General features: G+C 59.3%; 18 protein-coding genes. 5 read left to right on the top strand and 13 right to left on the bottom strand.

All coding sequences use genetic code 11. The features are described from left to right. Positions 1 to 47: 47 nt before the first annotated feature. The 4 genes from ACQY5P_RS09770 (at position 48) to ACQY5P_RS09785 (ending at position 6,796) form a co-directional block, all read left to right on the top strand. Positions 48 to 1,418, top strand: a complete 1,371-nt coding sequence (locus tag ACQY5P_RS09770; RefSeq protein WP_428410557.1) for a Wadjet anti-phage system protein JetA family protein — start codon at positions 48 to 50, stop codon at positions 1,416 to 1,418. Continuing rightward, a complete protein-coding gene (locus ACQY5P_RS09775; protein ID WP_428410558.1) occupies positions 1,415 to 2,071 on the top strand; it encodes a DUF4194 domain-containing protein in 657 nt (218 codons plus the stop codon). Before ACQY5P_RS09770 ends, ACQY5P_RS09775 begins: the two co-directional genes overlap by 4 nt. Next, positions 2,068 to 5,601, top strand: a complete 3,534-nt coding sequence (locus ACQY5P_RS09780) for an SbcC/MukB-like Walker B domain-containing protein (protein ID WP_428410559.1) — start codon at positions 2,068 to 2,070, stop codon at positions 5,599 to 5,601. Before ACQY5P_RS09775 ends, ACQY5P_RS09780 begins: the two co-directional genes overlap by 4 nt. Before the next feature lie 157 nt (positions 5,602 to 5,758). Further along, entirely contained in the window at positions 5,759 to 6,796 is a 1,038-nt protein-coding gene (locus ACQY5P_RS09785) for a Wadjet anti-phage system protein JetD domain-containing protein (RefSeq protein WP_428410560.1), read from the top strand. Positions 6,797 to 6,827: 31 nt separating this feature from the next. Here ACQY5P_RS09785 and ACQY5P_RS09790 read toward each other — a convergent pair whose 3' ends face one another. From ACQY5P_RS09790 to ACQY5P_RS09850, 13 genes are all read right to left on the bottom strand, one after another. Next, positions 6,828 to 7,133 carry a DUF736 domain-containing protein gene (locus ACQY5P_RS09790; protein ID WP_428410561.1) on the bottom strand — a complete coding sequence of 102 codons (306 nt, stop codon included), beginning with the start codon at positions 7,131 to 7,133 and terminating at the stop codon, positions 6,828 to 6,830. Between the two features lie 3 nt (positions 7,134 to 7,136). Further along, positions 7,137 to 7,370 carry a DUF2274 domain-containing protein gene (locus tag ACQY5P_RS09795; RefSeq protein WP_428410562.1) on the bottom strand — a complete coding sequence of 78 codons (234 nt, stop codon included), beginning with the start codon at positions 7,368 to 7,370 and terminating at the stop codon, positions 7,137 to 7,139. Beyond that, complete coding sequence (locus ACQY5P_RS09800) at positions 7,370 to 8,626, bottom strand: TrbI/VirB10 family protein (RefSeq protein WP_428410563.1); 1,257 nt, start codon at positions 8,624 to 8,626, stop codon at positions 7,370 to 7,372. The genes ACQY5P_RS09795 and ACQY5P_RS09800 overlap by 1 nt, the downstream gene beginning before the upstream one ends. Further along, positions 8,619 to 9,596, bottom strand: a complete 978-nt coding sequence (gene trbG / locus ACQY5P_RS09805) for a P-type conjugative transfer protein TrbG (RefSeq protein ID WP_428410564.1) — start codon at positions 9,594 to 9,596, stop codon at positions 8,619 to 8,621. Before trbG ends, ACQY5P_RS09800 begins: the two co-directional genes overlap by 8 nt. Continuing rightward, complete coding sequence (gene trbF / locus ACQY5P_RS09810; RefSeq protein ID WP_428410565.1) at positions 9,593 to 10,291, bottom strand: conjugal transfer protein TrbF; 699 nt, start codon at positions 10,289 to 10,291, stop codon at positions 9,593 to 9,595. Before trbF ends, trbG begins: the two co-directional genes overlap by 4 nt. After that, positions 10,291 to 11,619: a P-type conjugative transfer protein TrbL gene (trbL, locus tag ACQY5P_RS09815; RefSeq protein WP_428410566.1), complete on the bottom strand. Its 1,329-nt coding sequence runs from the start codon at positions 11,617 to 11,619 to the stop codon at positions 10,291 to 10,293. Before trbL ends, trbF begins: the two co-directional genes overlap by 1 nt. A 3-nt stretch (positions 11,620 to 11,622) precedes the next feature. Next, a complete protein-coding gene (gene trbJ / locus ACQY5P_RS09820; RefSeq protein ID WP_428410567.1) occupies positions 11,623 to 12,357 on the bottom strand; it encodes a P-type conjugative transfer protein TrbJ in 735 nt (244 codons plus the stop codon). A gap of 9 nt (positions 12,358 to 12,366) precedes the next feature. Then, positions 12,367 to 14,814: a conjugal transfer protein TrbE gene (gene trbE / locus ACQY5P_RS09825; protein WP_428410568.1), complete on the bottom strand. Its 2,448-nt coding sequence runs from the start codon at positions 14,812 to 14,814 to the stop codon at positions 12,367 to 12,369. After that, complete coding sequence (locus ACQY5P_RS09830) at positions 14,808 to 15,059, bottom strand: VirB3 family type IV secretion system protein (protein WP_428410569.1); 252 nt, start codon at positions 15,057 to 15,059, stop codon at positions 14,808 to 14,810. The genes trbE and ACQY5P_RS09830 overlap by 7 nt, the downstream gene beginning before the upstream one ends. A 12-nt stretch (positions 15,060 to 15,071) precedes the next feature. Next, positions 15,072 to 15,494, bottom strand: coding sequence for a TrbC/VirB2 family protein (locus ACQY5P_RS09835; protein ID WP_428410570.1), 423 nt, complete (start codon positions 15,492 to 15,494; stop codon positions 15,072 to 15,074). Continuing rightward, on the bottom strand, positions 15,388 to 16,344 hold the full coding sequence (gene trbB, locus ACQY5P_RS09840) for a P-type conjugative transfer ATPase TrbB (protein ID WP_428410571.1): 957 nt from the start codon (positions 16,342 to 16,344) through the stop codon (positions 15,388 to 15,390). Before trbB ends, ACQY5P_RS09835 begins: the two co-directional genes overlap by 107 nt. A gap of 163 nt (positions 16,345 to 16,507) precedes the next feature. Continuing rightward, the gene (locus tag ACQY5P_RS09845; protein ID WP_428410572.1) at positions 16,508 to 16,939 is read right to left on the bottom strand and encodes a hypothetical protein; all 432 of its coding nucleotides are present in this window, start codon (positions 16,937 to 16,939) and stop codon (positions 16,508 to 16,510) included. Positions 16,940 to 16,941: 2 nt separating this feature from the next. Then, positions 16,942 to 18,936 carry a conjugal transfer protein TraG gene (locus tag ACQY5P_RS09850; protein WP_428410573.1) on the bottom strand — a complete coding sequence of 665 codons (1,995 nt, stop codon included), beginning with the start codon at positions 18,934 to 18,936 and terminating at the stop codon, positions 16,942 to 16,944. Between the two features lie 305 nt (positions 18,937 to 19,241). On the opposite strand from ACQY5P_RS09850, the gene ACQY5P_RS09855 reads away from it, so the two are divergent. Then, positions 19,242 to 19,922: a hypothetical protein gene (locus ACQY5P_RS09855; protein ID WP_428410574.1), complete on the top strand. Its 681-nt coding sequence runs from the start codon at positions 19,242 to 19,244 to the stop codon at positions 19,920 to 19,922. The last annotated feature ends 20 nt before the right edge of the window (positions 19,923 to 19,942 follow it).

Raw genomic sequence — 19,942 nt, forward strand, 5'->3', positions numbered from 1 at the left:
TTTCAAAGATTTATATAAAGCTCCTCTCTGAACAAGGAAAAAGCGTAGTGAATTTACTGGATACAATTCCCTACACACTATTTCGCTCGCTTGCGTCGCCGTCGCGTCGGCGCAACATCGCGGCGCTTGAGGCGCTCTATAAGCAATTTTATGACGACTATGCCGGCGCGCCGAATAAGAATGACATCCTTGGCCTCTTACGAGAAACCCTCGGTGACATCGACCTTTTGAGCGGGGATGAGGAGGCGGAAAACGGGGCCGCGCAGGAGACAATCGTCTTTAATCGGTTGCGCGATGATGGTTGGCTTGAAGAGTTTGAAAGCGGCCGCGTTATTGAAGTCAACATGTCGCGCGCGGGTCACGCTCTATTCGCGGCGCTAAAGGAGCTTGGCGAAGAGCTGAAGGTCAATCTTTCGGCGGAAGCGGGTTTCATCGATAGCGGCTTGCAGGCCGCCTACGACGCGCCGGCGAAATCCGCGATGAATGTCCGGATCGCGCGCCGTCAGGCCGGCCAGCTTCATCGATCGATCAGCGGCGTTTTAAGCTCATTGCGTTCGATCGAGTCCGATCTCATGAAGGCTGACAGTCTTGCTGATCTGCTGACGCAGTTTATGGAGAGTTTCGTTGAGAAACTGCTTTTGGAAAACTATCGCGCCCTTAAGGGCACGGCGTATAATCCGATGCGGTTTCAGCGCAGCATCATTGATGTTTGCGACCGGTTTATCAATGACGACGGGCGCATTCGCGAAGCCGCGTTGGCGTTGCTTGAACAAGGCGCGGCGACCAAGGAAGAGGACGCCGCCGCGCAGTTGCGCGAGGATTTGCAACGTGTGCGCGATGTCTTTAATGATCTGACGGAAAAGCTCGACGCGATTGAACGCTTCTCGCACAAGCTGGAGCGACGCATTGCGACGACTGTGAGGTATCAGGAATCGTCGAGCAATGTTAAAGAGGAAGCCTTGCGTGCGGAGATCAAGGGCCTGTTCGATGCCCTCGACGCAGGACAAGCGGATGCGCTCAGCCCCTTCGCGAACCCGCCTGTGCCTTACTCTCCAGCAACGCTCGCTTCGCCCCGCAAGGCGCGCGAGCCGGTCGAACCAACCCGGCGGCGGCGCAAGGAACTGGATCCCGTTGCGCTGCTGCGCGACCGGATGATGGACGACTACGCAGCACGGATGACGGTGACGCCACGCGTCGCGGCGGAGCGCCTTTCCGATTTTGCAACTTCCTCCGACTATCGAGACTTGAGCGAATTCGCACCTGTCTGTGCGCAGGACATCGCCATACTCTATGAGCTGCGCGCGGGCGGGCTTTCATTGCCAGGGAAATTTCAGCTGCGCCGCGGCGAGGGCGAGCGCGAGGGCGCGTATATTTCCGGTCCGAGCATGCTCATCCGGTTGAAGGGCGATGCATCATGATCATCTCGCGTGCGGCCGCGCAGGAAGCGGCGAAAGATCCGAACGCGGGCCCGGAGGATCTCATAGAGACGGCTAACAAGCTATTGCAGCGGCAATTTATCAGTCGCGCTGATCACGGCGGCGCCGGTCATTACGATCGCGTGGTCGCTCACGCTGAATTCTACAAGGAGGCGTTCGCTAACTTTGGCTATCGGCTCGTGATCGATGACGGCTGGGGCTATGTCGGCTACGTCACCCCAAATCCATTCCACAATGCGCGGGTTCCCGCTCAAGAGACAATTTTGTTGTTATGTCTGCGCCTCCTTTACAATGAAGGCGCGGAGAAGGGCTATTTCGTTGACGGCGCGGATGTGCTTGTCGCCGAGGACGAGATTCGCACGGTGTTTGAATCCATTGGATCGCGCAGCTTGAAACCGGGCGAATTGCGAGAAATTCTTTCAGCCTTTCGAAAACGCGGCCTCGTTTATTTCGACCGTTCTTTCACGCTGGATGTCGATGTGGACGTAAAGCTGCGGCCGACATTGCGTGAAGTCGTCGATGCGTCCTTTCTGCAGCGCCTGGAAGCATGGCGTAATCCGGACGCAGCCAGCGGCCAACCACAGGAGAGCGACCAAGACGAAGGCGAAGAAAATGCCGCCGGAGAATCCTCATGAGCGGCGCTTTCGTACTCCGCAACATCACGGCGGTGAATTACTATCTCTATAATCAAGATTTCCGGTTGGAAGGCCCCGGAAACGCGGTTTTCCTGGGCGGCAACGGCTCCGGCAAATCGGTCCTGCTGGACGCGATCCAGATCGTGATGACAGGTCTCAACAAGAATTATCTCGATCTCAACAGCCGTATAGCGGAGGGCCGCGCTTCTAACCGGCGCACAGTGCGCGAGGCATGTCTCGGCCAGCTTGATGACGGGCGCGGCTATGAGCGGGAGGAGTGCGTCACCTACATCGCCCTCGGCTTTGAAACCCTTGATGGGAAAAGGCGCTGCACTGCGGGCGTCGCGATCGAAGCGCGGGCGACTTCCACAGATGAAACCGTCCTCGGATTGTTTGTTATTGACGGCGAACTTCTCACGCACAAAGACTTTGTCCATGAGGATCGCGAAGGCTATGTCGAAAAGAAGTGGGAGAACTTTCGTGATGAGCAGCTTCGTAAGAAGCGTTCGCTCGAGACCTTCCAGCGGCAGAACAATAAAGCGTTTTTGAGACGGCTGTATTCAATTATCAATGCGAACGCCAGAGGGACCCAGCTTGATCCGGACCGCGCCCGAGCCGCAATGCGGCAAGCCCTGTCATTTGACATCAGCGATATCAACAATGTGACGGATTTCGTCAAAAAGTTTCTGTTGGATGAGCTGCCGATCGACGTCGATACCTTTCAGTCGCGCTACGCTACGTGGCGTGAATTGCAAAAAGATATCGCCCGGGTTGAAACGGAGATAAAGGCTGTCGAGGGCATTGTCACACAATGTCTTCGCGTGATGACTGATCAATTCAACACACGTTTGTGGGCTTATGGCGCGCAGCGCGCCGAATATGACCGTCTGCAAGAGATTTTGGCGCGGCAAGCGCGTGAAATTGCAGCCATGCAGGAGGAGCTTGATGAGATAAACGCTTTCAAACCTATCCGGCAGGATACTATTGAAGGCTTGCGCCGCCGCATTGAGGCAGTACGGCGGCAAATCGACGGAACGCCGGCCTATGAACAGCTCAAGGGCGCGCGGTCTGCGCTAGAGGCGCATGAAGGAACGCGCAAAGTCAAATCCATGGAAGCCGCGTCTGTTTTGAAGGCGCTAGAAGGACTGCGGCGCGCTGCGCTCAATCCGCAATTTCCGCAAGCATCATTCCCCGCGCTTGTGACATTTGCAGAAAACCGCCTTTCCTCAAAATTGCTGGACGCCTCGGCTCCTCTTTGGCCGCGCGATGCGCAGGCCATCGGATCGACAATCCGCTCGGCGCCTAAAATGGAGGAATGTGTTGAAGCGCTTCGAAAGACCTATGCGCGAGCGTCCAGCGAGCATGCACGGCTTGAGCAGCGCGTAAATGAGATCGACGAACAACTGAGGCGATTGGAGAGTGGCGGGCGCGGCCTGTCAAAAGACACAGAAGAGTTCTTGAGAGACTTGAGCGCCAGCCGGATCGAAGCGGCGACCCTATCTGAGGTTGCGGACATAGCGCCGCATTTGGCCTCATGGCGCGGCATTGTCGAAGCCATTCTCGGCGATTGGTGTGACGCGGTCATCTCGCCGCCGGCGCAGATGGATGAGGCGTTCAGGCATTTCGACGTTCACTATAAGGGGTCTAGAGTCAAACTGATACAAACCGAGGCAGAGGAAACTCTGCCCTTGCGTGCAGGCAGCCTTGCTGAAGCCGTAGCAACCGAGAATGCATACGCGCGCGGATTTTTGAATGCGCGCCTTGCCGGGATCAAGCGCGCACAGTCTGCCGACGACATCCGCCGCGGCGATCGTGCTGCATCGGAAGATGGAAAGTTCGCCCACGGCCGCGGAATTGAGTATCGACGCCTAGACGCATTTCCCAAATTAGGACGCGCCGCGCGAAAGGACCAGATCGCGATTCTCACTGTGAGCCGGCGCGCCTTGGATGCGGATTTGTCCGCTGCCAGGGACGCCGAAAGCGCCGCGCGCGGCAATTATGAGGCTGTCGCTCGCGCCAAAACGCTAATCGAAGACGGTAAAGAAGCGACATTGCATCTATTTGCCGAGATCGCCGCCGCAGATCAGGCGATCGCAGCGCAGAAGGATTTGGTCGCCGCTTTGGAAGCAAGTTTGCCGGACGATTTGATGGTGGAGTTGAAGGGGCTTGAAGAGCATCTGAAGGAGGCCAGGGCTGAGGAGAGCGAGGAAGGCGAAAAAGAAAGAGCACTGATTGACAAGATTGGCGAGCGCAAGGGCGGAATGAACGCCAATCGCGAAAGCCGGGAACGCGCTGCTGAGGCGGCCCTCAATCATATACCCGACCAAGCATTACGCGCGCCGCTTCATGGAGAAGCGATCGGGCTTGAGCGGTTTATGAGACGTGCGCGCGCAGCATATTTAGAGGCGGCGAAGGGACAACAATCTAAAGCGCATCTACGCCTTCATTTTGAAAATCAGGCAAAAGATAAGGGCCCTAATCAACGCGGCGCGGTCACTCGACTCGTTAAGTCGATCGAAGATTATGTCCACGCCGCACCTGATCAGCATCCAGGGTTTGAGTGGACGCCTGCAATCCACGGCGAAAAGACGGCGCTCCTCTATGATTGGGCCGCGCGGCGCGGAAAACATCTGACTGAAACCGTTTTGCGCCGCTTCTCGCTGCAAGTCGACGCCGCCGTTGAAGCTCTTGTCGAAAGCATGGTCCATGATTTTCTGGCGAGGCTTCGTGCAAATATTGAGCGCGTGGATCGCGTCAAAGACGAGCTAAACAAGGAATTGAAACGAACCGCCTTTATGGGCGAGGCGTATCAAATCAGGCAAGCGCGCGATCAGGCGAAGGACGCCGTCCGTGACTTGATCGACCGACTGGATGTGATCGCGCCGAAAGCCAATGCACTGATGCGCGCAAGCGCTGATCCGAATGATGAAGATTTTGCACGCATTAAATCTTTGATTGATCTATTGACGGTGGAAGATGCGGATGATGACGCGGCGCATCGGCGGCAACTGCGCGACCTCGCCGATTACCGTAATTATTTTCGGTTTAGCATCGATATCTGCGATCCCGAGAAAGACTTTCAAAAAATTTCCGATGTCGACGCGCGGCGCGGAAAGGCGAGCGGCGGGCAACGCTATTTGCCTTACTATATCTGCCTTGGAGTCGCCGCATCCGCAGCGTACCGCAACCACCTCGGCGGCGCGCAAGACGCCCCGCCTCAGTCAGCGCTGTTGCTGATGGACGAAGCATTTGAAAAGCTTGACCCCGTCAACATTTATAAGGTCATCGATTTTTACAAGCGGCTTGGTTTGCAACTGATCATGGCGGCGCCGAAGACGCATCAGGCGCTTTATCAGGAAACCTTCAATACGCTTATCTCGATCATCCGCGACGGGCGTGAGATCGCGGCGACCGCCCAACATTTCCACGACGCTGCACATGCAATGTTGCGTGATGAGAATCCGATGCACCGCCCGCGCGCTTTTTTTGAGGAACGCCTAAACGAGGAACGGCGTGGCGCCGCGGAGTGAACAACTCACAGCGGAGGCCCTGTTACACGGCCTTCTTGATCGCGTAGAGGACGGACGTCTGCGAACACGCGCGCTCACGCAGAAAATTGACTATTTGCGCGTGGACGGTCCGGCGGCGCAAGATACGCTTCATCGTGTCTTGGAGGACGCGGCCCGCATGGGCGCGGTCGCGCTCGAACGGGACCGCCTGGCGGAACGGACCGGCGAATACACACGGATCCGGCTAAAAGACGCAGATACGCTTTATCGCTATCTTCATCGCACGCCTTCGCTCGACGCGGCGTCGAAGGCGCGTCAATCCGTATTGGCGCGCCTTGGAGACCTATCCAAGGATGAAAAAGTGTCCGGCGCTGTTGTGGCGGCGGAGAACGAATGGCGAATCAACAAGCGGCGTCACGGCTTTGGCGTTAATGACGAAGAAGCATTCGCCACTGCATTGCGCCTCGCCCACGGGATTCTTTCCTGGAGCGGACCTGACATTGATCATCGCACCTTTTCCCGTCGTCTCGTCAATGACAGCAAGGCGCTAGAGCGGCAGGAAGGACGGGTTGCGGCGCTGATGCGGGAATGGCTTCCGGCGTTGCCGGGAGAATTGGCGCGAGAAACATTTGAGGCTTGCGGAGTCGTGCGGCGAGCTCATCCTTTGTTCCTTCGCGGTCCTTTAGAAATCGATATGGAGGGATTTCAGCTTCGCGGCGGCGGAGCGCCTTTCATTGGATTGCCATTGCCGGCGATCAAGGCCGCGCGGCTATCGCGTCCCGCTTCTTATGTGATCATTATCGAAAATCCGACAAGTTTCTGGCGATACTGCAATGAGATGGAGGGCGACTACCTCGCATTATTGAGCGACGGATTTCCGGCTCGGGACGTACTCCAAGGGATCGTCACACTCGTCCGCGCCGCCCGCAGGATTGGCGCTGCGCCGGCATATCATTGGGGCGATATCGACGCCGGCGGCGTTCGCATCGCTGCTCATCTCGAAGACGCGCTCGAAACGCCGCTGCGCCTCCACGAAATGAGCCAGGAATTGGCGCGCAAGCATGGGGGGGCAGTGGCTTCTAAAGCGGGCCTCAAGCGCCTTGCAGAGCGCGGCGGCGAGTTAGGCGCGCTTGCCGCATGGCTCTTGTCTCCAGACGGAAGAGCAATGGAGCAGGAGGCGCTCGATCCTTCGCCGCCCGCTGAATTTGCACAATAGACTCCCCGAGGGATGCGAACTGGAACTTCGCCTAACCCCTACTCCACATCATGACGCCAGTCCCCTCTTCTGCATTCTCAAAGAAGGCGGCGCGGATCGGCGCGGCGAAACTCGGATCGTCGAGTTTCAAGGCGAGATATTCCTTCCCCTCGTCTTTCGATGTCTCGCGCCAACCAGCGCCAAGTTCGGCCCCGCCTGCATAGACCCGGTAGTCCGGAGCGCCGTCATTGGCTTTCTCCTTGTTGGGAACGATCTTCGCCTTGACGTTGATGGTCATGGTGCGGATCGTGCCGACAAAGCTGTCTTCCGTCTTTGAAAAAGTTCCGATCATAGGCATGGTTTATTTCTCCTTCTTTCGTTGTTGAAGTTCCTTGCGCGCCCGCTTGAAGCCGGCGTCGCCGTTCAAAAAGGTGTCGATCATTTCCGGCGCGAGCAGTTCGATGGACTCGCGCTTGCCATAAGTCGCCTCATATATGTCTGCATAATCGGCGAGCGCGGAAATTTGGTCCGGCGTCAACTGGATCGTGAGTTTCACCGGCGCGCGATCGGGAAGCTGTGCAAGTTTCAAACTCATCACAAATGATCCTTGTAGGGGCGTAATACGAGATCGCGTGTGACGATGACGCGCAGCGGCCAGCCGGGCCGCACTTTCAAGGTGGGCTGAATATTGAGATTGCGATCGACGATGCGCTGGCCCGCCTGATTCGCGGTGTCCTGATAGGAATCGCGAATGGCTCGTGTCAGGCCGTCATCGTCATCGACCGAAAGTTCGGTTCCGATGCCGAGCAGTGAGGCGAGCCCGGCTGCAACGAAAATGCGTCCCCAATGATTATCGACCTTGTCGGAAAGTCCGGCATAGCCGGCGGCGTCAGCGCCCGGCATGGCGTCAATCTGCAAAGACGCGCCATCCGGAAACAAGACCCGGTCCCAGACGATGAGCGCGCGGTCCTGTCCGAAGGCGACCTGGCTGTCATAGCGCCCGATCAGGCGCGCGCCTTGCGGGATCAAAAGATGCGCGCCGGAAACGGTGTCGTAAACGGGCTGCGTCACCTGCGCGATGATCGTCCCGGGCAGATCGGAATTCAGGCCCGTTATCAAACTCGCCGGAATGATGGTTCCCGCCATCACCTGATAGGGAGAGACAGAATCGACGAGGCCGTGCGGATTCAATATCTCGTCAGTGTCTTCACTGCCGGCGAACGCGATCTTAGACCTTTGCTTATTCGGATCGCTGTCGCCGCCAACGCCACCACTTCCCATTGCGGCGCTCGCTTCGCGAATGGCGGCGAAAGGATCGACCGGATCGGGCGCGGGCGATATTTTCGAAGCTGTTCCCGGCGCCTTGCCATTCACTTTGAAGAAGACGGGCGATGCGAGACTCTCCTGCGCAAGTTTCGCCTGCCTGATGCGCTCTGCGCGTTCGGCCTCGCTCAACGGGTCCGGCCGAAAATCACTATAGGCCGTTTCGTAAACATCAGGCTCGATCCCGAGATCGCGTTCCGCCGCCAGCATGGCGCCGCCGAGATCGCCGGGAATCGGCGGCCCGAGTTCTATCGCCGGCTTCGGCGCGGGCATTTGATCGTAGCTTGCCGGCAGGATGCTGAGCGCATCCGCTTTCGGCTTGTTGCGCGTATTGTAAAGCTCCCGCGGCTCGTCGTCGCCGCTGATCTTGGGCGGATCGAGCGCGACCGACGCGGCGAGAAACAATAAAACCGCCCCAACACCGGCGCCGGCAATCACGACCTTGCGGTTGATCTGCGTCACCGGCTTCGGCTTGGCGCGCAGTTTTAAGGCTTCCGCCTGTTCCTCAAAAGGGATGGGCTCAGCCATTGCGGCCCTCGCCGGTTTTCACGATCCTGACCACGGTCTGGTTCTTCTCGCCATGGCGAAGCTCGGCGCGCGAAAAGAGCCGGTCGACGATGTAGTAATTGTCTTTCACCCGGTAGTTGACGAGTTCGGCGCCGCCCTTTCGGCCGACGATAAAGAGCGGCGGCGCATCGGTGGTCGCTATCGCCGACGGCATCTGGATATAAACCTGACGGCCGTCGTCAAAGACGCGCACCGGCCGCCAATCGGGTCTGTCGCCTTCGATGCGGTATCCGAAATTCAAATCGCCTAACGCCAGCCCCTTCGCAATGGTGCGCTCGTCGCGCGCCAGAGCGTTTCGATTGCGCGCGCGTAAATCCTCCAGCTCGTCCTGCGGGTACGCCCAAGACAGCGCCGCCATATAGGCGCCGTCGGTGCTGGAAAGCTCCAAATGATATACCCGCCGGTCGGTCGCGATCATCAGATTAGTGGAAAGGCCCGGTCCGATGGGTTTTACGAGAATATGCGCGCGCTCGCCTTCCGGTCCGCCCGACGACGTATCGCCGACAACCCAACGTACCGTATCGCCGGCGGAAACCGAGATCAGCGTCTCGCCCGGCTGCAAGGCGATGTCAGACACTTGTCCCGGAGCCGCATAAAGCCGGTAAAGGGCGCCTTCGGTGTAGGGATAGACCTGAACGGCGTTGATGTATCCATTAAGCGACGGCTCGATGCGCGCTTTCTTCGCGCCCTCGGCGATTGCGTCTTCCGGCGATGCGGCTACAGACTTGCTTTTCTGGCTTGGCGACGGAATCGCTTTGAGCTGTCCTGGCAGCGGCAATGCCTTTGGGGTTTCGACGATCTCGACGGGGAGCGTCGTTTCGTCGTCGAAGGCGGCGACGGCGGGAACGTAAGTTTCTTGCGACGGCGCCGGATAGGTTTCGCAGGCCGTCAGTAATGCTGCGAGGCTGGCGGATATCATGATCTTGTTCATTGCTTTTCTCCGGTGTCGAGATCCTCGCTCCAGTTGAGACCGTGGATGAATATGCCGAGGGGGTTTTTGCGTAAGGTCGCCGCGTCGCGCGGCGGATCGATGACGATGGTCATCAATGCGGTGAAGCGCTCCGTTTTGGTGAAGGCGGAGTTTTCAAACGTGCGTTCGATCCAGCGCGCTTGAAACGTATCGCCCGAAACCCGCACGACGCTGATGACATCGACGGTGCGCGAACGCCGTCCGACATTCTCGAAGGGATCGTTGTCGCGGGCGTAATCATTCAAAACCGCCGCGCCCTTGTCGGTGGTAAAGTCGTAGCCGGAGAGCCAGTTCTGACGCACGACGATGGGATCGACGGAGAGCCCGCGGACATTTTCAAGGAAGCGCGCCAGATGATGGGCGATCTGCGCATCGGTGGGATTATAGCGCAGGCTCGCCGGGCCGATGCCTCTCACGGCGCCGAGTTCATCGACTTCGACCACATAAGGCGTGACAGTCGATTGCAGTGAGCGCGAGACGAGGCCCGCCGAAGAACCAACCGCAAGCGCCAGACAGCCAAAGGCCATGAAGCGCCAGTTTGCGGCCTGCGCGCGGGCAGCGCCGATGCGCTCGTCCCAGATTTGTCCGGCCTTTTGAAAAGGCGTTTCCGGTTCCGGCGTTTCGCCATAGGCCGCGGATGCGCGTTTGAACAGCATTATGAGTCCTCGCGTTCTCTAAGGGTGGGCGCTGCGCCGCCGGATGAAGCATCGCCGCTGCGGATCGTGTGGGCGGCGAGACCGCCGGCATCGCGAACATTCTGGCGCGCCTCGAAACGGCCCGCCCAATTGTCGTTTTTGGGCGCGACGCCGTTCGCCGAAAGACCCGCAATCGTTCCGCCGGAAGATTTGCCGCCGGTCGCAGCGAATGCGGCGGCGCCGCCCTTGTCGTAAGCGGCGCGCAAACCTTCGAAGGGTTTCGCGGCGAAAGTCCTGACGCTATCGGCGCCGGCGCGCGCAATGCCCGCCATACCGGCGGCTGCGCCGGAGACGCCTGTTTTGCCCGAAGCGATCTTGCCGAGCTGGTAGCTTGCGGAGGCGCCTCCCGAAAGCGACGCGCCGGCTTTCACCGCACTCGATGCGCCGCCAGCCGCGGCGCGTCCAGCGGCCATGGCGCCGGCCCCGCTCATATAAGCGCCGGCGGCGAGACCGCCGACCGTACCGACGGCGGCGCCGGCGCCGAGTTGCGGCGCGCCGGTGATGAGACCGGCGGCGATGCCGGGCCCGAAGATGCCAAGTCCGAAGATTGAGACCGCGGCGAGCGTCACCGAAAGCGCCTGTTCCATCGTCACATCGCCGGCGGAAAAGGCGCTGGCGAGCGAGGCGAACATCGTCGATCCGATGCCGAGGATGATGGCGAGCACCATCAGCTTGATGCCGGAGGTGATGACATTGCCGAGGACGCGCTCAGCAAGGAAGGTTGTTTTGTTCCAGAGCGCGAAAGGAACGAGGATGAACCCGGCGAGCGTCGTCAGCTTAAATTCGAGCACCGTGATGAAAAGCTGCACGGCAAGGATGAAGAACGACAACAGCACCACGGCCCAGGCGAAGAACAGGATCGCAATGGTGACGAAGTTCTCGAAAAACGCGATGGGGCCGGTGAGATCGCCGATCTCTTCGAGCAGCGGCTTACCCGCATCAAAACCTGCATTCGCGACAAAGCCCGGACGCATCAGATCGGCCGCCGTCATCGACCCACCGCCGGCGCGAAGCCCGAGTTCGGCGAAGCTGTCGAAGATGACGCCGCTCAGAAATGCGAAATTACCGATGATGAAGGCGAAGAAGCCGACATAAAGGACTTTCTTGATGAGCTGCGCGACGACATTCGTGTTCTCGGCCATCGCCCAGAAGAGGCCGGCGAGCGTGATGTCGATAGCGATGAGGATGGTCGTCAGATAAGCGACGTCCGGCGACAACAGACCGAATCCGCTGTCGATATAGGTCGAGAACGTCGCCAGGAATGTATCGATGACCGAGAGATCGTCCACAGGTCAGCTCCCCGGCGTGTAGGCGCTGTCGTCGCCAAGAAAACGGATGAGACGCGCCTTTCCCCGTTCGCGTTCGGCGAGCGCGCGGGAGGCTTCAAGCGCTTCGGCGCGGTATTGGGCGGCGAGCAGCGTTTGTATTTGCATCATCTGTTCGGCGGAGAGCGCGGCGATCTGATTGCCGGCCTGCAAGACTTGCAGGTTTCCGCCGGCGCCCTGGCTCTCGCCGACGAGACCATGGAGTTCATTGATATCGTCGCGGACATTGGTGACGACCTGCGCCTGCACCTGAAGGGAGTGCTTGTAGCCGTCGCGGGATTGTTTCCAGGCGTCGCGCGCTTCGGAAACGATTACCGGCGTCGGCGGCGGCGACGCGCCATAGGTCTCACGATAGACCGTCTCGTAGTCAGTCTCGATGGCGGCGACCTTGTAGGCGATGCCGTCCGCGACGCTGATCAGCGCATCGATGGTGAGCAGTTTCGCTTTGAGATCGTCGGCGACCGACGTGGGGAGATTGGCCAGATCCTTCGCCTGGTTCTCAAGCATAGTCACCTCATGGGCGAGCTGCTTGATCTGGTTTTGAACTTGCGTCAGCGAGCGCGCCGCCGTCAGCAGGTTCTGGGCGTGGTTGGTGGGGTCATAAACAATGCCGCCAAATCCGAATTGCGCATGGGCCGTTCCGGTGATGCTCATGACCGGCATGACGCCCATCATGATGATGCTGATGATCGTCTTCTTCATCGTATTCTCCTATTCAGCCGCCAACAGGGATGACGCGGCGCTTGGGGCTTGGCGCAGGATGTAGACCGCCCATTTGAGATTTTTTCTGGTCAGGAATGTTTGAGCGAACGGCGCACCGCTTTCGACGATCTCGTCCATGAGTTTCTGATCAGCGGGGCTAGACGAGCCGCAAAAGGCGAGCGCTACGGGACCGAGTCCCAGCTCGAAAATGCGCGCGCCTAACGGCGACTGGAAATAATAGTCGCGTTTCGGCGTCGCGCGGGCGATGATCTCGACCTGTCGCGGATTAAGCCCGAAGCGTTCATAGGTCTGGCGCTGTTGCGGTTCGAGCGCGCGTTCATTCGGCAGAAATATGCGCGTCGGACAGCTCTCGACAATCGCTGGCGCAATCGAGGCGCCCGCAATGTCGGCGAGCGATTGCGTCGCAAAGACGACGGCGACGTTTTTCTTGCGCAAGGTTTTGAGCCATTCGCGGATTCGCGCCGCGAAAAGCGGGCTGTCGAGGAACAGCCAGGCCTCGTCCAGTATGATGAGCGTCGGCCGTCCGTCGAAGCGCGCTTCGAGACGATGAAAAAGATAGGTAATGACCGGCGCGACGGCGGCGGGCGTCGCCATCAGCGATTCCATCTCGAAACAGACTGTGTCGGCAAGCGCCAGCGTCTCGTGATCGGCGTCGATGAGCCGCCCGTATGGCCCTTCCAAGGTGAAGGGATGAAGCGCGGCTTTCAGCTCCTCATGCTGCAACAGCATCACCAGCCCGGTGATGGTTCGCTCCGCACGTTCCGCTGTACTCAGAGACTTGATCGCCGACCACAAGGCTTCCTTTTTATCGGGCGTTATCGAAACGCCTTCGCGCGACGCAAGTCCGGCGATCCAGTCCGCGGCGAAAGCGGCGCCAGTTTCGGTGTCTATGTCTTTTAAGGGTTGCAATGACGGCGCGCCGTCGCTCCCGAGATCGATATGGGCGCCGCCCATGGCGAGGGTGGCAGCGCGCGTCGAACGGCCCTTGTCGAACATGAAAATCTGCGCGTTCTCATAGCGCCGCCATTGCATCGCGATCAGCGACAGGAGCGCCGACTTGCCGGCGCCGGTCGGACCGACAACGAGCGTATGGCCCACATCGCCGACATGGAGATTGACGCGGAACGGCGTGGTCCCGTTGGTGTGCGCCTGAATAAGCGCCGGGGCGGAAAGGTGCTCGTTGCGCGCCTCGCCCGCCCAGACCGAAGACAGCGGAGTCATGTGCGCGAGGTTCAGCGTGTGGAGGATCGGCTGGCGCACATTGGCGTAGACATGGCCCGGCAGGCTTCCGAGCCAGGCTTCAACAGCGTTCAGGGTTTCGCGGATCGCGGTGAAGCCGCGTCCATTGATGATCTGCTCGGCCGCGCGCAACCGGTCTTCGACCTCCGATATATCCTCGCTCATCACCGTCACCGTGGTGGTGACGTAACCGAAAGAGACGAGATCGTTTCCAAGTTCCTGCAGGGCGGCGTCTGCGTCGGCCGCCTTGTTATCCGCGTCATTGTCGAGGAGGGCCGCCTGCTCGTTGAACATGACTTCGCGAATGACCGCGCCCATGGACTTGCGCTTGGCGAACCAGTGCCGGCGCTGTCTTGCGAGAACCTTCTCCGCTTCATGCTTGTCCATGGCGATGAAGCGCGTCGCCCAGCGATAGGGAAAGCCCTGCCGGTTCAGATCGTCTAAAATGCCTGGCATGGTTGACGCCGGAAAACCGAGAATGGTCAGCGTCCGCAGATGATGGTCGCCGACCATCGGTTCGAGCCCGCCGGTGAAAGGCTCGTCGGCTAATATGGCGTCGAGGAAGACGGGGATTTCCGGCGCCGCGACCCGATGGCGCTTCGCCGACACGCATGAATGAAGATAGGAAAGGGTTTCGCTGTCGCTCAAGGGCTCGATATCGACGAGCGCCGCCGACAAGAGATCATAGGCGCGCACGCAGGTCTCGATGAAAGTCTCAAGCCGCCGGCGCCAATTTTCTGCCCCATGCTTCTCGGACCGGGAGATGAGCGCGCGTTCGGCGCGGCCTTTTGCGTCCGCTGGTGGCAGCCAGAGCAGCGTTAGATAATAATTACTTTCGAACTGGTCGCCGCTCTCGCCGTCAAGCCCGCCCTCAAAACGCAAACGCCGTTCTTCATCGACGAGCCAGGACGCAGCGTCGCCAAATTCCGAATGCGGGTAATCATGGGCGGGGGTGCGCACCGCCTCGAAAAAGAGCGCCCAGCCCGATCCGAAACGGCGCAGCACATTGTTGACGCGCGCCGTCGCCGCAACGAGTTCGGCTTCGGTGGCGCTCTCCAAGTCAGGCCCGCGATAACGGAAGGTCTTCTGAAACGAACCATCCTTGTTTAGGACGATCCCCGGCGCCGGGCTGCAAGCCCACGGGAGATAGTCCGACAGGAGCCGCGGCTTGTCGCGATACTCGCGTAAGTTCAGCATGTGAGATGCGCCTTGTGTCTAAGGCTGCGGATCGCAACGCTCATGAAGTCGGGATCGGCCTTCGCCGCCATGACGGCGCCCGTATGTCCGGCGAGCCAGACGAGAAGTCCCGGCAGCCAGAGGCGGAGCCCGAGCGCCAGCGCCGCGGCGATGGTGCCGATCAGGATTGCGGCAGAGCGCGGCGCGCCGCCGATGAGGATCGGTTCGGTCAGAGACCGGCGCAGGGGGATTTCGAAACCGTCCATTACTCGCGTCTCTCAGTAAAGAACGGCGCCGCCGCCGAAGGAAAAGAAGGCGAGGAAGAAACTCGTCGCCGCGAAAGCGATGGAAAGACCGAAGACAATCTGAATAAGTTTACGCATTCCACCCGACGACTCGCCGAAGGCGAGCGCAAGGCCTGTCATGATGATGACGATGACGGCGGCGATGCGCGCGACAGGGCCTTCGATCGATTGCAGGATTTGGTCGAGCGGGCCTTCCCAGGGCATCCCGGAACCGGCGGCGTTCGCCGTGCCGACTAGGAACGCAAGCGCAGCGCCCGCAGCAAGCACGCGCCGCGCCGCCATATTCATACTAACAGTTTTCATGAGTTTCTCCTTTGAGATGCGGAACGAGTTTCGGTTCGCAGAGCGGCGCGAAAGTGTAAGCCTCGCCATCGACGCCGATAACGCGCAGCGCATCTTCGACACGCCGTACGCCGTCTCGGCGCGACATGAAGACGACGACGTCAACCGCTTCCGCGATAAGGCTTTGCGGCGGCGCGCCTGTCGCTTCGGCCGCGAGCTGTTCAAGCCGAGACAGCGCGCCTTCCGCGGAATTTGCGTGCAGCGTCGTGACGCCGCCGGGATGACCGGTGTTCCACGCCTTTAAGAGGTCGAGCGCTTCGGGCCCCCTCACCTCTCCGACGATGATGCGGTCGGGCCGAAGGCGCATGGTGGACCGAACGAGACGCGAAAGGTTTGCGCGCTCCCCATGCGTTCTGAGCGCGACGGCGTTCTTCGCTGCGCATTTCAATTCTCGCGTGTCTTCGAGAATGACGACGCGCTCTTCCGCGAAAGCCGGCTCGGCAAGCAACGCATTCGTAAAGGTCGTCTTGCCAGAAGACGTGCCGCCGGCGATGACGATGTTGGCGCGGTCCGCCAGACAACATCGCAGCGCATCTGCAACAGCCGGCGCAAGCGCGCCGCTTGTCACATAATCGTTCAGCGTAAACGGCGCGGCGGCGGGTTTGCGGATCGCAAAACAGGGCGCCTCGGAAACCGGCGGTAGAAGGCCTTCGAAGCGTTCGCCGGAACCTGGCAGTTCGGCGGAAATGACGGGATTGGCGCGATCGCAGCTTTCACCGACACTGCCTGCGACCAATCTGATAATGCGTTCACGCGCTTCGGCGTCGAGAGTTTCTGCGTCACGCGCAAGCGCGGTGCCGGCCCGCTCGATCCAGATCGACCCGTCGGGATTGGCGAGCACCTCGATGACATCATCAGCGTCGAGCGCCGCCGCGACAGCGCCGCGAAAGGCCGAGCGCAGCATGGCGGTTCTGCGCGCAGAAGTTTCACAAATTTTCGTGGGCAATTGCATTGGATGCGATCTCGAATGAAATGTCGTCGAGACCAAGCATCACTATGAACAGCATTGTCCGCCAGATTGGATACCCGCAATATGATTGCATGCGATAGAAGAACATCGAAAAATATCATTCTGCGTCAGGAGCCGCTTCGTTAACGAACGCGCCTCCCAGAACACGCTTTGACATTGGACTTTGATTTCTGATCTTCGCCGTCACCTGCTCGATAAAATAGTCGAAACGTCTTTGCCCCAGATTATGGGCGGCGTCCCGTTCACCCTCCGGTAGCGGCTCTGTGCGCGTCAGCCAATAGAGAACATATTGTCCGAGCGTTTCGAGAATGATCGCGGCGTCGCGCTCGACGGCGCCTTGTCTCAGATCGATGGCGTCAAGCCGTTTAAGGATCGCCGCTTCGCGCCCGGCTTTAGCGTCAGGGTCGAAATAGCAGCGCAGCGCATCCTCAACGATAGTGGATTGAGTGACGCCTGGCCCCTGCGCAGCAGAGTCCAGATCGGCCCAGATGCGATCGCTGATCCTCACATGAACGCGACGCTTCGTCATTATCAGAAGTCCGGCAACAAATCTTTGTCGACGCGATCAAGGGCGGCGGCGCGCCTGACGTGCTCCGCCGTTTCCTTGCGGGCGTCATCGCCGGCGCCATCGACGAAATCCTCTTCCGAAAATTCCCGGCCTGGCTTCTCATGGTCTTCGTCGATCTTCCTTTCGGCGTCCTCCCGCGCCGGCGTGAGTTGCGGCTCACGTCCGCCCTCATCGCCGCCTGACGGAAGCGCCGCATCGTCCGTTGCAAGATTCCGGTCTATTTTCCGGCAAGCTGACGCCCAATCATCGGGACGCGGCGCCGGCAACATTGGCGCCGTCGGCGGCGCGCCGGTTCGTTCGGTAAAATTCGCATCCTCGTAATAACGCAGCTTCTTCGCCTTGATGGGCGGCGCGCCGGAGATCATGACCACCGCGTCATCCGGCGGCAATTGCATGACTTCCCCCGGCGTGATGAGGGCGCGCTGCGTCTCCTGACTCGACACCATGACGTGGCTGAGCCAGGGCGCGAGACGATGGCCCGCATAGTTGCGTTGCGCGCGCTGCTCCGTCGCCGTGCCGAGGGCGTCAGATATGCGTTTCGCTGTGCGCTCGTCATTGGTCGCGAACGCAACCCGCACATGGCAATTGTCGAGGATCGAATTGTTCGGCCCATAGGCTTTCTCGATCTGGTTCAAGGACTGCGCGATCAGGAAGGCGCGCACGCCGTATCCCGCCATAAACGCGAGCGCAGACTCGAAGAAATCGAGCCGGCCGAGCGCCGGAAATTCGTCGAGCATCATCAGGACACGCCGCCTTCGCTTTTCTCCCGGAAGCGTTTCCGTCAGCCTTCGCCCGATCTGATTGAGGATGAGCCGCACCAGCGGTTTCGTCCGGGAAATGTCCGACGGCGGCACAACGAGATAGAGCGAGGCTGGCCTGTCACCGTCAATGAGGTCTGCAATTCGCCAGTCGCTTGCGGCGGTGACGCGCGCAACGACTGGATCGCGATAAAGCCCGAGAAAGCTCATCGCTGTTGAGAGAACGCCTGAGCGTTCGTTCTCCGATTTATTGAGCAATTCGCGCGCCGCCTGCGCCACCACGGGATGCGCGCGCGGCGCAGCATCGGTCCCGATATGGTTGGTCGACATCATCAGTTTCAGGGTCGTCTCGAAACTCCTTCGCGGATCGGAGAGAAACACCGCACATCCGGCGAGTGTTTTTTCTTTCTCCGCATAGAGGACATGGAGGATGACGCCGACAAGAAGCGCGTGGCCGGTTTTCTCCCAATGGTTCCGGCGTTCGAGCGAGCCTTCGGGATCGACAAGAATGTCAGCAATATTCTGAACGTCGCGGACTTCGTTCTCGCCGCGTCGCACTTCCAGCAAGGGATTGTATCGTGCTGACGCGGGATTAGTCGGATCGAACAAGAGACAATGAGAAAAGCGCGCGCGCCAACCCGCAGTAATATCCCAGTTCTCGCCCTTGATGTCGTGAATGACGGCGCTTTCCGTCCAGGACAGCAATGTCGGCACCACAAGCCCGACTCCCTTGCCGGAGCGCGTCGGCGCGAAGGCCATGACGTGCTCGGGGCCGTCATGACGAAGATAGTCGGATTTCCAGCGCCCAAGAAAAACCCCGTCCGGCTTCAGAAGGCCCGCTTCCTCGACGTCGCGCGCTTTCGCCCAGCGCGCCGAGCCGTAGGTCGTTACGAATTTCTGGGAGCGCGCGCGCCAGAGCGACCCGCCGATTGCGGCGGCGGCGCCAAGAAACCCGCCGCCGGCCGTCATGATCCCGGCGCGGTTAAAGATTTCCGGCGCATAAGCCTCGTAGGCGTACCACCATTGGAACAACCGCCACGGTTTGTAGATGGGCGTATCGAACAGCGTGAACCATGGCGCGCCGAGGCGCGCCTGAAATCCCAATTCGTATGCCGTCCATTGGGTCGCAGCCCACAGCGCGCCTGCCATAATCAATGCGACGATCAAGAATTGGCCGATCAGTAACTTGGTCGGTGTCATGTAGCCAGTATATTCCCCAACGCCGTTGCTTGCGTTGAATTTTTGCTTCCGAGCGCCGTCCCCGCTAGGCTATTTTCGGACAATTTCTTCCAAAAAAATGCAAAACCAATTTTTTGACCAACATAACCAACATAGATGCCCCCTCCGAGCATATGAGGCGCGCCATGCACTGATCGAGCGGGTTCAGGCTAATATCGTGATGCCGAATCTGTTAATGTGACGCGCGCCTCGCAGTACGAAGCAAACAAGCGTCGCCGGTTTAGGGGGCGCCAATCCCCTCAATCACTGAGATGGGATCGACAAGCATGCCGCATTTCTTTCTACGTCAATCCGATGACGGCGCGATAGAACAAGTGCTCAAAGACGGCGAGCCGCATCATGAGGCGGTGCAGCTTGAGCAGCTTTACACCATCGTCACGATTTATTTCAGGCTTGCGTCGTGCAATATCGAACAGATGGCTCAACTGGATCGATGTGAAGAACGTCGCGGCTTGGGGTTGCAATCGTTTTTGATGAGCCTCACTGGTCTCGAAGCCTTCACCAATACATTCTTTCATCTTCGTTCGCATGAACTGGAAAGCGAAGAGATGTTAAACCGCATCAAACAAAGTCACAGCTCGCTTTCGCAGAAGATCAAAGACCTAATATTGCTATCGCCCGACGGACCTGTTCGAAATCAGGATACGCTAATCGATCAAATATTTTCTCTTTCTCAGCTTCGCAACGAAATCGTCCATCCGCGATGGACTCCCTCGTCCGTAACTTTGCAGAGAATAACTATCAACGGTCTCGTGGAAAACCGACAGGCCATATTCGAAAGCGTTCAATTTTGCAGAGAGGCGCTATATTGGTGCCTCTTGGTGGTCGCCAGGATCGCGCAAGCGCGAGGATCCGAGGACATAAGGGGCTTCATGTTTCATTGGACGGCCAACTACGACCTGACGTTGCCCGCCATTCTCCAAGAACTCGGTCTCCCCGCCGATTGACATGTCGAGCATTGCAGCTT

It is taken from the genome of Hyphococcus sp. (genome assembly GCF_965267305.1).
In the GTDB taxonomy this organism is placed as follows: domain Bacteria; phylum Pseudomonadota; class Alphaproteobacteria; order Caulobacterales; family Parvularculaceae; genus Hyphococcus.

Bases quoted from the DNA above. Each gene is read 5' to 3' on its own strand.
- ACQY5P_RS09775 (WP_428410558.1), top strand. From the start codon at position 1,415: ATGATCATCTCGCGTGCGGCCGCGCAGGAAGCGGCGAAAGATCCGAAC.
- ACQY5P_RS09790 (WP_428410561.1), bottom strand. From the start codon at position 7,133: ATGCCTATGATCGGAACTTTTTCAAAGACGGAAGACAGCTTTGTCGGC.
- trbE (WP_428410568.1), bottom strand. From the start codon at position 14,814: ATGCTGAACTTACGCGAGTATCGCGACAAGCCGCGGCTCCTGTCGGAC.
- trbF (WP_428410565.1), bottom strand. From the start codon at position 10,291: ATGCTGTTCAAACGCGCATCCGCGGCCTATGGCGAAACGCCGGAACCG.
- ACQY5P_RS09795 (WP_428410562.1), bottom strand. From the start codon at position 7,370: ATGAGTTTGAAACTTGCACAGCTTCCCGATCGCGCGCCGGTGAAACTC.
- ACQY5P_RS09780 (WP_428410559.1), top strand. From the start codon at position 2,068: ATGAGCGGCGCTTTCGTACTCCGCAACATCACGGCGGTGAATTACTAT.
- ACQY5P_RS09785 (WP_428410560.1), top strand. From the start codon at position 5,759: ATGGGCGCGGTCGCGCTCGAACGGGACCGCCTGGCGGAACGGACCGGC.
- trbJ (WP_428410567.1), bottom strand. From the start codon at position 12,357: ATGAAGAAGACGATCATCAGCATCATCATGATGGGCGTCATGCCGGTC.
- ACQY5P_RS09850 (WP_428410573.1), bottom strand. From the start codon at position 18,936: ATGACACCGACCAAGTTACTGATCGGCCAATTCTTGATCGTCGCATTG.
- ACQY5P_RS09830 (WP_428410569.1), bottom strand. From the start codon at position 15,059: ATGGACGGTTTCGAAATCCCCCTGCGCCGGTCTCTGACCGAACCGATC.
- ACQY5P_RS09835 (WP_428410570.1), bottom strand. From the start codon at position 15,494: ATGCGCTGCGCGTTATCGGCGTCGATGGCGAGGCTTACACTTTCGCGC.
- ACQY5P_RS09855 (WP_428410574.1), top strand. From the start codon at position 19,242: ATGCCGCATTTCTTTCTACGTCAATCCGATGACGGCGCGATAGAACAA.
- ACQY5P_RS09845 (WP_428410572.1), bottom strand. From the start codon at position 16,939: ATGACGAAGCGTCGCGTTCATGTGAGGATCAGCGATCGCATCTGGGCC.
- trbB (WP_428410571.1), bottom strand. From the start codon at position 16,344: ATGCTGCGCTCGGCCTTTCGCGGCGCTGTCGCGGCGGCGCTCGACGCT.
- ACQY5P_RS09800 (WP_428410563.1), bottom strand. From the start codon at position 8,626: ATGGCTGAGCCCATCCCTTTTGAGGAACAGGCGGAAGCCTTAAAACTG.
- trbG (WP_428410564.1), bottom strand. From the start codon at position 9,596: ATGAACAAGATCATGATATCCGCCAGCCTCGCAGCATTACTGACGGCC.